Genomic DNA, 12,283 nt, shown 5'->3' on the forward strand with positions numbered 1-12,283 from the left:
CTTCACTACAACACGTTTCGGTATTACGATCCGGAGATTGGGCGGTTTATTACGCAGGATCCGATTGGGTTGAGTGGTGGGGATAATCTCTATCAATATGCGCCTAATCCTTATGGGTGGGTTGATCCGTTAGGCTGGTGCGTCAATGCGAGTGTTACCCGAGGAACCGCAGGACAGCCTTTGCGAGCAACGGCTACGATTACCAAGGCCGACATCAAAAAAGGCGGAACTGCGACAAACGCGTCGTCCCGGAGTTGGGCGAGAAGTCTTGGAAATCCGGACGATGATGCTGGTCACATAATCGCTAAGCTACTCGGTGGAGCTGGAGGAAAAAATGGTGTCTTCCCTCAACTTCCGGGAATTAACAGAGGGCTTTTTAGAGACTTCGAAAAGGACGTTGCTGAGTATGTACTAAAAAAAGGCCCTGTAAACGTCGATATAAAATTTGTATATGGAAAGTCTCCAACACGCCCAGACCAAATATTGTACGATGTTTCACAAAACGGCAAGCGTGTACTATTTAATATATTTGATAATTAGAGGCACCCATGGAAAAAAAATCTAAACCCCTTGATGTGCTAATACAGTTTCTAGGCGACATGAACGAATGGGAAAGTAGTTTTTTTCGCGAAAAATTTTCTCTAATAGAAAAAGGCACTGATACAAAGCCATGCAGTGAATACTATAAAAAAAGACTTGAGGAAATTTTGCAAAAACACTCAATAAAGTCACCGAAAAGCTGGGCACGATTAGAGGGTTTGGCGTGTGGAGAGCCTACAATGTATGACCCTATAAGAGACCAAATCGAAATGGACAAAGAAAGCGAGCATTCAGCTTCTTTTATAGTTGAGCAATCTATTGGACTTGAGGCGTCTTTTAAATTCACTTTAGTCAATTCGCAATCAGGATGGATGATTAGAAAAAAGGAGACTCTACGCAGTGGGAAATGGCAAGAATCGACACTTTAAAATTTGTCCTAACATTGTCAATTTGTTGGCATTGAAAACATAGTCATTATTCTGGATATTAAAAATCTGCTCCTTAAAAAATCAAACAAAACAACTACACTGGAGCTTAAGCCCAGAGACGGTAGAAAACTCGGTATCACTGCCGAGAAACTGACCGCCTGACGCAGGAATCGTCGCCACAGGGCGCACTGACCTACGACTACGATCCACTCAGCAACCTGACTACACTGACCCTTCCCACCGGTCAGCACCTGAACCACCTGTATTACGGTAGCGGTCACCTGCACCAGTTGAACCTCGATGGCCAACTGATCAGCGACATGGAGCGCGACGACCTGCACCGCGAGATCTATCGCACGCAGGGCAAACTCACCAGTTGCTTCGGCTATGACGCACTGGGGCGCAAGACCTGGCAGTACGCAACCACCCTGCCCGCGGAAAAACTGTCGCAGATTCAGAACCCGCTCATAAAGCCAGAGCGCTACGTCGAACACGCCTACAACCCCCTCCACCGCCGCTACGAATACGACCCGGCCGGCGAACTGAGCCGCACCCTCGACAAATTGCGTGGCGAGGTCACCTACGAATACGAAGCCAACGGCCGCCTGCTTGAACACAACCCCGAAAAACGTTTCGACGGCGAAGAATTCCGCTACGACGCTGCCGGCAACCGCCTCAACTTCAACACCAGCCGCTTCGACCGCGTCAAAGACAACCGCCTCAAAAAGTGGAGCAACCACGAATACAAGTACGACGCGTGGGGCAACCTGGTCGAGAAAATCGTCGGCATCGTGCGTTGGCAAACCTTCACCTACGACAGCGAAAACCGCCTGGTCAAAACCGAAACCATGGCTAACAGTCAGGTGGAAAGCACCAGCAGCTACCAGTACGACAGCCTGGGCAGACGCGTTGGCAAACAGTGGGAGATCAAGGGTAAGACCGACCATCGACTATTTCTCTGGCAAGGCCTTCGATTGCTGCGTGAAGAAAGCCCGGGACAGAGCAGCCTGTATCTGTACGAGCCCGGCAGTTATGCGCCGCTGGCCCGTGTTGATGAGAAAGAGGGCGAGGCAGAGAACAAGGTCTACTACTTCCACACCGACCAAATTGGTACGCCGCTGGAGATGACCGACGCCGAAGGGCAGATCGTCTGGCAGGCCAAATATAGGCCTTGGGGTGCGGTTGAGAAGCTGGTGGTGAACGAGGTCGAGCAGAACCTGAGGTTTCAGGGACAGTATTTCGATGTCGAGACGGGGCTTCACTACAACACGTTTCGGTATTACGATCCGGAGATTGGACGGTTTATTACGCAGGATCCGATTGGGTTGAGTGGTGGGGATAATCTCTATCTGTATGCGCCTAATCCTTATGGGTGGGTTGATCCTTGGGGTCTGTGCAAGAGTGCTGCAAGTGGTGAAAAAGGACGACTTAAAGCCAAGCGTGATCTTGAGCGCAATAATTACGAGGTTCTTGCAGAAGAACTGACAATGACGGTTAACGGTAGCAGAATACGTGCGGACTTCGTGGCCAAAGATAAAAATGGTGTAATTCACGTATTTGAAGTAAAACACAGATCAGGCGGGCTCACAAAAAACCAAAAAGCAGCAGGCATATACAATATGTCCACACCTGCCAATACCACTATTCACTTAGGCGGGGGGGTGATCAAGCAATCAAAAGGAATTGCAGGGACTTTTAAAGTTGACACTAAAGGGCAGCGCGGCATTGAACTGGGCGGCAAAGGAGCAACTCACAATGCGATCTTTAGCATATTAAAATATAGGTAACTTTATGAGCTTGGAAAATAGAAAAATATTTGAAAACGAACTATTAAAAGAGCTTAAAGCCATCAGCACCTCCAAGTCAATCAGCACAGACAAGATAAAAATCTTAGCATCTAAAAACAAACTAAAGTTTAAGTTTGAAAAAGCATATGTTGCCGAGCTTTATTTGGAACACCTTACCAACGCCAATGGCTACTATCTCGGCTGGCACGTTTTCGGCGGACCTATTTACGAATGCACCGCAAATTTTATCGCCCCCTATAAAAGCAACTTACTGAACAAAGCGTGCAGCTCTTATACCACATTAAAAATAGAAGATAAGAAACTCACACTGGTGAGCGGTGGCGTATTAAAAACACCGACTCCTGAAGATGCCGTCGCTATAAGCAAGCATATCAGACAAATTATCGAAGAAGATTACATACCAAAAATCGCAGGTTGCATAATTGCAAGCGAACGCACAATTCAAGACGTAAATGACGCCCCAAGTATTTATGCATACCCTGCTATTTTTATACATTGCGCCATTATGCAAAACCCAAAAATCCCCAAAAAAGATTTACTTAAGAAAATACTCTCTAACAAGAAAATAATTAAAGACAATAATTTTGATTTAGAGCTATTAGAAAGCTATCTTAATAGCCAGCTAACTGATTAACATTACACCGTAGGTTAATTGGGGCGGCTGGCTAAGAACATTGCGCCCAAGGCGCGCTGACCTACGACTACGATCCACTCAGCAACCTGACCACGCTGACCCTTCCCACCGGCCAGCACCTGAACCATTTGTATTACGGCAGCGGTCACCTGCATCAACTAAATCTCGATGGCCAACTGATCAGCGACATGGAGCGCGACGACCTGCACCGCGAGATCTATCGCACGCAGGGCAAACTCACCAGTTGCTTCGGCTATGACGCTCTGGGGCGCAAGACCTGGCAGTACGCAACCACCCTGCCCGCGGAAAAACTGTCGCAGATCCAGAACCCGCTCATAAAGCCAGAGCGTTACGTCGAGCACGCCTACAACCCGCTCCATCGCCGCTACGAATACGACCCGGCCGGCGAACTGAGCCGCACCCTCGACAAACTGCGTGGCGAAGTCACATACGAATACGAAGCCAACGGCCGCCTGCTTGAACACAACCCCGAAAAACGTTTCGACGGCGAAGAATTCCGCTACGACGCTGCCGGCAACCGCCTCAACTTCAACACCAGCCGCTTCGACCGCGTCAAAGACAACCGCCTCAAAAAATGGAGCAACCACGAATACAAGTACGACGCGTGGGGCAACCTGATCGAGAAAATCGTCGGCATCGTGCGCTGGCAAACCTTCACCTACGACTGCGAAAACCGCCTGGTCAAAACCGAGACCATGGCTAATAGTCAGGTGGAAAGCACCAGCAGCTATCAATACGACAGCCTGGGGAGACGCGTTGGCAAACAGTGGGAGATCAAGGGTAAGACAGACCAGAAGCGCTTTCTGTGGCAGGGATTGCGGATGTTGCGTGAAGAAAGTCTTGGGCAGAGCAGCCTGTATCTGTACGAGCCCGGCAGTTATGCGCCGCTGGCCCGTGTTGATGAGAAAGAGGGCGAGGTAGAGAACAAGGTCTACTACTTCCANTCGAGCAGAACCTGAGGTTTCAGGGACAGTATTTCGATGTCGAGACGGGGCTTCACTACAACACGTTTCGGTATTACGATCCGGAGATTGGGCGGTTTATTACGCAGGATCCGATTGGGTTGAGTGGGGGGGATAATCTCTATCTGTATGCGCCTAATCCAATTCGATGGACTGATGCTCTGGGTTGGGCTTGCGAACTGTTCCGGGGAGTGAGTGCCAACCATCCTGAGATCGGAAATGCAAGAAATGGTATAGCTAAGCCAGGTAATGCCAATAGCGATATAACGCCTGAGTTACACAATCGGGGAGGTGCCTCTAAGGATAGCCCGTATACATCTTGGACAAGAGATCCTAAGATAGCTAAATGGTGGGCGGAGAAGGAAGGCCCCGGCGGGGTTGTATTAGGCACCCCGACAGGAGCGCCCAAGCCTGGAGATAGCTGGTCGTGGGAGTTGTCTCCAGATAGGTATGGCGAGATGGAGATACTACTGAAAGGAAATCGCTCAGGACTTGAGGTATTCAATCCAAATGAATTCTAAAGACATCATAAAAAAAGTCGACTTCAAATCGTTTTTCAATTCGAACTCTTGTGACCCCATCACAAGTGAATTAATAAAAAAATCAAGGATATCTGATACTGTTTTTCCAATACCTCCGGAGATATCTGCCTATGATGATCAAAATAAAAACACTCTAAAATCCATCATAGAGTTCAGGGCCAAAAACCTAGCATCGCAAGGGCGCCTACTTAATGGCGCAGACTTATGTGCAGCCTCGCTGGAAGCCTCAAAAGATAAGGCATTGCGAAGCTGGATACCATTAGAAATAGAAAATTTTCTCGTGATATTTATAATAAACTCTGAAAGCTTTGAAATTGATGGCTGCATGTCATTAAAAATAAAAGATTGACTGCTTATATAGCTAGCGCAATTAAACTACTTCCACACCGACCAGATCGGTACACCGCTGGAGATGACCGACGCCGAAGGGCAGATCGTCTGGCAAGCCAAATATCGGCCGTGGGGGGCGATTGAGAAGCTGGTGGTGAACGAGGTCGAGCAGAACCTGAGATTTCAGGGGCAGTACTTCGATGTGGAAACAGGGCTTCACTACAACACGTTTCGGTATTACGATCCGGAGATTGGACGGTTTATTACGCAGGATCCGATTGGGTTGTCGGGTGGGGATAATCTCTATCAATATGCGCCGAGCGCGATTGGTTGGATTGATCCATTAGGATGGTCATGTTCGACCGCCCTAAATGTCAATAAACCGAAGATTTTGAACAATCCAAGTCTATCTGTCGCTGAGCCAAGCGTTCTTGAGCGTCAATTTGCGAAAAAGCAAAATGCATTAACTAGGGCAGCTGCCAGAGGAGACCTTGTATGGTCGCCTGGCACTCATGATGTTAGAATATCCTCGCTCCAGGGATCATACAGAAAAGCGGTGACTGCACGCTTTGAGAGAATGTACGGGCAGCCTCCAAACTTATCAAAAATTAATGCTGATCACCCTATAAATTTGATAGTAGGCGGCTCCTCAACACAACGGTTGCAGATGCTTGATGAATCAATCAATAAAAATGTTGGTAGCTCTTTGAAAAACGCAGGCCGAAAAGCAGGATTAAAGCCTGATGATAAAATCATTTCAATCATTTCAATCATTTTTAATTGAGGTATACCTATATGTCAAAAGAGTTTTCTGTTTTTACAGACACTGCAACTATTTCAATATTTGACATTGATGCAATTAAGCATAGAGTCTCTGATTCTCCTGACTGGTGGAGCATTGTGGAGGATGAGATTCTTGAGACAAACAAAGGTAACATTGCCTTTCTTGGTTTAGGAGATGACGGCGACTACACTATTAAATTGTTGGATAACATCGAAAATGAAACAGGTGCATTAAATCTACATTTCCCGTCGGGCCAAGTTTTTATTGGAGCCGGAGAGGATACGTCAGGGGGAGATCTTGAGCCAGATGGATCTGATGTTATACAAGGAAAAACTTTAAAATTCGCTCCTGGCGACTACAGCATGAAGTTCGCTAGAGCAGGCAATACAATAGAGCTCTGCTTTACCCCAACACTAGAAAAATACAACTCTATAAAAGAGCCTATACGAATATAAAACTGTCAAAACACGGAGCCTAAAATATAAATAAATTCAGACTTCAGGAATAGGGAGAGAGTGAAAGCATCAAATCAAAAAGCAGCCATGGCAAAGAGATTTATTGGGGTTTTAGGCACGCGGGCTTTTACCAACCTTTTGCCCTGATAAATACCACATCAACTTAGAAAAGCAGAAACCATGATTAGCCCAAGAGAAATTTTAGGACATCTTATTTGATGCACTCTTTGACGATAGTCTTTATATCTCCCAGCGCAACGATATAGCTCCTATTATCTGCGGAATATGATCTTTAAAAATCCAATTTAGATCGAGGCAATGTTAATATTGCCCTGGCTTATTGCACAACGACAATGTTTTTTTACCCTAATAGAAAGTTCTGTCTACCTCATCGACAACCTATGCACTGCAACGTAAACCCAACGGAGAAGTGCTGCGCAAGGCCAGATCATCCCGCTGTACCGCAACGCCCGTGGCCTGCCGATCAGACGCCAGGACCCCAAGGGTTTGATCGTGGGCTACCAGTACGACAAAGCCCTGCGCCTTGCCGCGCTAATCAATGAAAACGACGCCACCTACACGTTCGCCTACGACGACTCCGACCGGTTGATCGAAGAAAAGCGCATCGACCAACTGACCCGCCGTTTCAGCTACAACCTCGGCGGTCAACTGACTCAGGTTGAGGAAATCGGCTACAGCGAAAAAGGTGAGCGACCACAACGCAGCACGCATTTCGAGCGCGACCCGATTGGCCGCTTGCTGGCCAGACTCAACGACGACGCCCGTCAGGATTTCACCTACGACGACAGCGACCGCCTGCTGTCCATTCAGCGCACACCCACCGACGGTGGCAGAAAACTCGGTGTCACGGCTGAAAAACTGGAATTTGCCTACGACATTCTGGGCCGCCTGACACAGGAATCGTCGCCTCAGGGCGCGCTGGCCTACGAGTACGATCCGCTCAGCAACCTGACCACGCTGACCCTTCCCACCGGCCAGCACCTGAACCACCTGTATTACGGTAGCGGTCACCTGCATCAACTGAACCTGGATGGCCAACTGATCAGCGACATGGAGCGCGACGACCTGCACCGCGAGATCTATCGCACCCAGGGCAAGCTCACCAGTTGCTTCGGCTATGACGCTCTGGGGCGCAAGACCTGGCAGTACGCAACCACCCTACCCGCGGAAAAACTGTCGCAGATCCAGAACCCGCTCATAAAGCCAGAGCGCTACGTCGAGCACGCCTACAACCCGCTCCATCGCCGCTACGAATACGACCCGGCCGGCGAACTGAGCCGCACCCTCGACAAACTGCGTGGCGAGGTCACCTACGAGTACGAAGCCAACGGCCGCCTGCTTGAACACAACCCCGAAAAACGTTTCGACGGTGAAGAATTCCGCTACGACGCCGCTGGCAACCGCCTGAACTTCAACACCAGCCGCTTCGACCGCGTCAAAGACAACCGCCTCAAAAAATGGAGCAACCACGAATACAAGTACGACGCGTGGGGCAACCTGGTCGAGAAAATCGTCGGCATCGTGCGTTGGCAAACCTTCACCTACGACAGCGAAAACCGCCTGGTCAAAACTGAGACCATGGCTAACAGTCAGGTGGAAAGCACCAGCAGCTATCAATACGACAGCCTGGGCAGGCGCGTTGGCAAACAGTGGGAGATCAAAGGGCAGACCGACCAGAAACGCTTTCTCTGGCAGGGATTGCGGATGTTGCGTGAAGAGGGTCCTGAGCAGAGCAGCCTGTACCTCTACGAGCCCGGCAGCTATGCGCCGCTCGCCCGTGTTGATGAGAAAGAGGGCGAGGTAGAGAACAAGGTCTACTACTTCCACACCGACCAGATTGGTACACCACTGGAGATGACCGACGCCGAAGGGCAGATCGTCTGGCAGGCCAAATATCGGCCGTGGGGGGCGATTGAGAAGCTGGTGGTGAACGAGGTCGAGCAGAACCTGAGGTTTCAGGGGCAGTATTTCGATGTCGAGACGGGGCTTCACTACAACACGTTTCGGTATTACGATCCGGAGATTGGACGGTTTATTACGCAGGATCCGATTGGGTTGGCTGGGGGTGTGAATCTCTATCAGTATGCGCCTAATCCAATTCGATGGACTGATGCTCTGGGTTGGGCTTGCGAACTGTTCCGGGGAGTGAGCGCCAACCATCCAGCTATTGATGATGCTCGGAAAGGCATAGCTAAACCTGCAAAAGCTGATAGCACAATCACTCCATCAGAACACAACTATGGTGCCGTATCAGACGTCAGCCCTTACACTTCATGGACAAGGGATTTAGAAATCGCTAAATGGTGGGCAAATAAAGATGGCCCAGGTGGTGTGATTCTCGGCACACCTACAGGCGCGCCCAAGCCAGGAGATAACTGGCATTGGGAGCTATCTCCAGACGACTGGGGTGAATCAGAGCTATTGCTTAAAGGAGTCCGGTCTAAACTAGAGGTTTTTAACCCAAATGAACTTTAAAACAATCAACCAAGAAACCATTGAAAATATATTAAAATCTGACGACATAGATATGCACACAGCCAAAGTCCTAGAGCAGGCTAAGGCATGTGTTGAATTCATAAACGGGTTAAATCTTGACATCTATAATGTGGATAGCAGCTCAAGCATGAGACAAATTGTAGATTACAGAATAGGCACTCTCGAGAAAAGCGGCAGAACTTTCTACGGAGCAAAAGAATGCACGCTCAAGTTAGAGAAATTAGCACCAGACCACCCGGTCAGCTGGATCGCTAAAAAAGTGAAAAACAATATTCTAGTTTTAATAATCGACCGCAAATTCAACAGCGTTATACATGCAATGTCAACCGCTACTAAAAGCACTTAACATTAGGTATATAGAGCCCATCAAGACCTCGTTAAAACAGCTACTGAATTGAAGTTGGCGTAGTATGAAGCAACGGCTACGATTACCAAGGCCGACATCAAAAAAGGCGGAACTGCGACAAACGCGTCGTCCCGGAGTTGGGCGAGAAGCCTTGGCAATCCGGACGATGATGCTGGTCACATAATCGCTAAGCTTCTTGGTGGATCGGGTGGTAAGGATGGGGTGTTTCCGCAGCTATCAAGAACCAATCGAGGCTTATTTAGAGATTTTGAGGGTGAGATAGCAAACTACGTCAAAACTAACGGCCCAGTAGACGTTGACATTAGGTTTGTGTATGGATCTTCTAATACGAGGCCGTCCAAAATACTCTATGACGTTTATCAAAATGGTCATACCGTCCTATCAGACATGTTCAATAATTGAGAGTTCTCATGAGCAAAGAGAATATAGATGCAGTAGACACACTAAAGCAGTTTATGGGTGCCATGCGTGACTGGGAAGAAAAATTTTATAAAGAACAGATGGAACTCATAAAAGCAGGGCTTGACACCGGTGAGAGCGAAGAAAAATACAAGACAGTTCTAGCTGATATACTCGAAAACTTTTCTATTCCTGATCAGAGAAGCTGGGCGCGTCTAGTAGATTTAGGGTGTGGGCATCCGCCAACATATGACCCTAACCGGGACGATATCGCTACCCCTGTGCTTTCAGGAAAAACGCATACAATAGTAGTTCAACAGACAGCCAGACTAAAAGCCATCTATAAATTTTATTTAAAACCAATAGATGGATCCTACAAGATAATAAAAAAAGAAACAAAAAATGGAGATAGCTGGAAAAAAACTGCACTTTGAAGCATTAAAATGCTGACTAAATCAATAATAAACTTGCCAATGCACATACTACTTGTAGGGCAGACCGACCGAGAAAATCGTCGGCATCGTGCGCTGGCAAACCTTCACCTACGACAGCGAAAACCGCCTGGTCAAAACCGAGACCATGGCCAACAGCCAGGTGGAAAGCACCAGCAGCTACCAGTACGACAGCTTGGGCAGGCGTGTTGGCGAACAGTGGGAGATCAAGGGGCAGACCGACCATCGACTATTTCTCTGGCAAGGCCTTCGCTTGCTGCGTGAAGAAAGCCCGGAACAAAGCAGCTTGTATCTGTATGAGCCTGGTAGCTATGCGCCTTTGGCCCGTGTTGATGAGAAAGAGGGCGAGGTAGAGAACAAGGTCTACTACTTCCACACCGACCAGATTGGTACGCCGCTGGAGATGACCGACGCCGAAGGGCAGATCGTCTGGCAGGCCAAATATAGGCCGTGGAGGGCGATTGAGAAGCTGGTGGTGAACGAGGTCGAGCAGAACCTGAGGTTTCAGGGTCAGTATTTCGATGTCGAGACGGGGCTTCACTACAACACGTTTCGGTATTACGATCCGGAGATTGGGCGGTTTATTATGCAGGATCCGATTGGGTTGGCTGGGGGGGATAACCTTTACAAATATGTTCCAAATCCCACAGCGTGGGTTGATCCATGGGGATGGGCTTGCAATCGTCCGGAGGGCTATAAATCAGGTGACGTCGATGCCCATGGCAATTTATCACCGGGCCTAAACAGAGCGCCTGGTAATAAAAACATCCCCAGTGATAAATCAGTTCAGTCACACCACTTTATTCAGGATGAGTGGGCAAAGAGGAATGTAGCAGGATATAAGCGTAACGCGGCGCCAGCAGTTTTATTAAAGAGTTCCTCTGGAGAATCACACGCTATTGTTTCATCACTTCAACGAACCAGACGCAGATTGGGTGGATTTAACGGAACCATCAAGGAAGAGTTTGGAACCGCATACAAAGAGCTAATAGACTCTGGAGTTAGTCCTAGCGCAGCAAAGAAAGCTGCGAGCAGATCATATAAATACTTTGATTCCTTGGGAGCATTTGATTAATGATATCTTTCACTGAAAAGAACAGCCCTGCCAACGTAAATGAAATAGAATCCATCTGCAAAGAGTTAGGAATCTCAGAAAAAAACTGGTTGAGAAAATTTTGGCCTGAATGCAATGGTGCGGTATTAGAAGATCAAATCGTAATTTATCCTACTGATCAAATTGTCGAGCGTAATAAAACATATGAAATAGATATAAATTTCCCCGAGTACATTTTGATAGGAGATGACTCTGGAGGCGGATTAATATTAATCCCCAAAAAAGGCTTGGAGAAATTCTACTTTATAGGGTCTGGAGATCCCTTTATTAATGACGCTGAAGTCTTTGACTCCATTGAACAGCTAACTGCCTACGCGATGGCTGATGTAGATAGTGATAGTGATAGTGATAGTGATAGTGGCAACATAGTTTCAGTTGCAGAGAGCAAGCCAAAAGCATCTGACGTGCTGAAAATCAAAAAAGATTTTAATTTAGACTATTCAATAGCACTGCTAACTAAAAAACTAGAAAAAAAAGATGAGATCATCTCAGAAAATGTGAAACTTATTAAGTATAAATCCGCATTAAAATTACACAGGCAATTTGTTAGATTCTCATCAAACCCCTGATTTCAAAAGCTAGCACTAACATGCGGACTCAAAGTAAATTTTATTGTTTTCTCACACTTGCTCCATAAAGGTAACAATTACATAAATGCCAACTGGCTCAGCTTATTTTGAGAAGCAATGCTAGCGATCTTTAAAAATTTAGATTTATTTCCTCTTAAAGATATAGCTTTATTTTTAATCGTAGCTTGGCAGTGGCTCTAATAAGGCAGTTTAATCCCAAACGCCAACTGATCAGAGACATGAGTATTGGGACTATCGCACCCAAAACAAACTCACCAGTTGCTTCGGCTATGACGCACTGGGGCGCAAGACCTGGCAATACGCAACCACCCTGCCCGCTGAAAAACTGTCACAGATACAG

General features: G+C 47.5%; 10 protein-coding genes and 5 pseudogenes. All 15 read left to right on the forward strand.

The genetic code is table 11. The annotated features are described in order from the left end of the window. Nucleotides 1-540, forward strand: a 540-nt coding sequence (locus KBY02_RS25800; protein ID WP_225650859.1) for an RHS repeat-associated core domain-containing protein, incomplete at its 5' end; no start/stop codon positions are given. Nucleotides 541-548: 8 nt separating this feature from the next. Further along, nucleotides 549-968, forward strand: a complete 420-nt coding sequence (locus tag KBY02_RS25805; protein ID WP_080267654.1) for an NTF2 fold immunity protein — start codon at nt 549-551, stop codon at nt 966-968. 320 nt (nt 969-1,288) lie between these two features. Beyond that, nucleotides 1,289-2,755, forward strand: coding sequence for an RHS repeat-associated core domain-containing protein (locus KBY02_RS25810; protein ID WP_318654163.1), 1,467 nt, complete (start codon nt 1,289-1,291; stop codon nt 2,753-2,755). A gap of 4 nt (nt 2,756-2,759) precedes the next feature. Continuing rightward, nucleotides 2,760-3,410 carry a hypothetical protein gene (locus tag KBY02_RS25815; protein ID WP_024660390.1) on the forward strand — a complete coding sequence of 217 codons (651 nt, stop codon included), beginning with the start codon at nt 2,760-2,762 and terminating at the stop codon, nt 3,408-3,410. 35 nt (nt 3,411-3,445) lie between these two features. Beyond that, a pseudogene (locus KBY02_RS25820) lies at nt 3,446-4,374 on the forward strand (type IV secretion protein Rhs); the annotation flags it as partial. 1 nt (nt 4,375) lies between these two features. Beyond that, a pseudogene (locus tag KBY02_RS25825) lies at nt 4,376-4,566 on the forward strand (RHS repeat-associated core domain-containing protein); the annotation flags it as partial. Between the two features lie 337 nt (nt 4,567-4,903). Then, the gene (locus KBY02_RS25830) at nt 4,904-5,284 is read left to right on the forward strand and encodes a hypothetical protein (protein WP_080267668.1); all 381 of its coding nucleotides are present in this window, start codon (nt 4,904-4,906) and stop codon (nt 5,282-5,284) included. A gap of 27 nt (nt 5,285-5,311) precedes the next feature. Further along, nucleotides 5,312-6,049, forward strand: a pseudogene (locus tag KBY02_RS26310) (RHS repeat domain-containing protein); the annotation flags it as partial. An 11-nt stretch (nt 6,050-6,060) separates the two neighbouring features. Next, nucleotides 6,061-6,504 (forward strand): DUF6386 family protein, encoded by a 444-nt coding sequence (locus tag KBY02_RS25840; RefSeq protein ID WP_003396849.1) that lies wholly within the window; start codon nt 6,061-6,063, stop codon nt 6,502-6,504. Between the two features lie 438 nt (nt 6,505-6,942). Next, a pseudogene (locus KBY02_RS25845) lies at nt 6,943-9,000 on the forward strand (RHS repeat-associated core domain-containing protein); the annotation flags it as partial. Continuing rightward, the gene (locus tag KBY02_RS25850) at nt 8,990-9,367 is read left to right on the forward strand and encodes a hypothetical protein (RefSeq protein ID WP_003405200.1); all 378 of its coding nucleotides are present in this window, start codon (nt 8,990-8,992) and stop codon (nt 9,365-9,367) included. The pseudogene KBY02_RS25845 and the gene KBY02_RS25850, both read left to right, overlap by 11 nt. 96 nt (nt 9,368-9,463) lie before the next feature. Beyond that, the gene (locus KBY02_RS25855; protein ID WP_080311196.1) at nt 9,464-9,790 is read left to right on the forward strand and encodes a DNA/RNA non-specific endonuclease; all 327 of its coding nucleotides are present in this window, start codon (nt 9,464-9,466) and stop codon (nt 9,788-9,790) included. A gap of 8 nt (nt 9,791-9,798) precedes the next feature. Further along, nucleotides 9,799-10,221, forward strand: coding sequence for an NTF2 fold immunity protein (locus KBY02_RS25860; RefSeq protein WP_225650860.1), 423 nt, complete (start codon nt 9,799-9,801; stop codon nt 10,219-10,221). A 58-nt stretch (nt 10,222-10,279) separates the two neighbouring features. After that, nucleotides 10,280-11,314, forward strand: a pseudogene (locus KBY02_RS25865) (RHS repeat-associated core domain-containing protein); the annotation flags it as partial. Next, nucleotides 11,314-11,922 (forward strand): SMI1/KNR4 family protein, encoded by a 609-nt coding sequence (locus KBY02_RS25870; RefSeq protein ID WP_225650861.1) that lies wholly within the window; start codon nt 11,314-11,316, stop codon nt 11,920-11,922. The pseudogene KBY02_RS25865 and the gene KBY02_RS25870, both read left to right, overlap by 1 nt. The last annotated feature ends 361 nt before the right edge of the window (nt 11,923-12,283 follow it).

The organism is Pseudomonas sp. P129 (genome assembly GCF_020312195.1).
GTDB lineage: Bacteria > Pseudomonadota > Gammaproteobacteria > Pseudomonadales > Pseudomonadaceae > Aquipseudomonas > Aquipseudomonas fragariae.

Coding starts and splice junctions, on each gene's coding strand:
- KBY02_RS25850 (WP_003405200.1), top strand. CDS start 8,990: ATGAACTTTAAAACAATCAACCAAGAAACCATTGAAAATATATTAAAA.
- KBY02_RS25870 (WP_225650861.1), top strand. CDS start 11,314: ATGATATCTTTCACTGAAAAGAACAGCCCTGCCAACGTAAATGAAATA.
- KBY02_RS25805 (WP_080267654.1), top strand. CDS start 549: ATGGAAAAAAAATCTAAACCCCTTGATGTGCTAATACAGTTTCTAGGC.
- KBY02_RS25815 (WP_024660390.1), top strand. CDS start 2,760: ATGAGCTTGGAAAATAGAAAAATATTTGAAAACGAACTATTAAAAGAG.
- KBY02_RS25830 (WP_080267668.1), top strand. CDS start 4,904: ATGAATTCTAAAGACATCATAAAAAAAGTCGACTTCAAATCGTTTTTC.
- KBY02_RS25810 (WP_318654163.1), top strand. CDS start 1,289: ATGGAGCGCGACGACCTGCACCGCGAGATCTATCGCACGCAGGGCAAA.
- KBY02_RS25860 (WP_225650860.1), top strand. CDS start 9,799: ATGAGCAAAGAGAATATAGATGCAGTAGACACACTAAAGCAGTTTATG.
- KBY02_RS25840 (WP_003396849.1), top strand. CDS start 6,061: ATGTCAAAAGAGTTTTCTGTTTTTACAGACACTGCAACTATTTCAATA.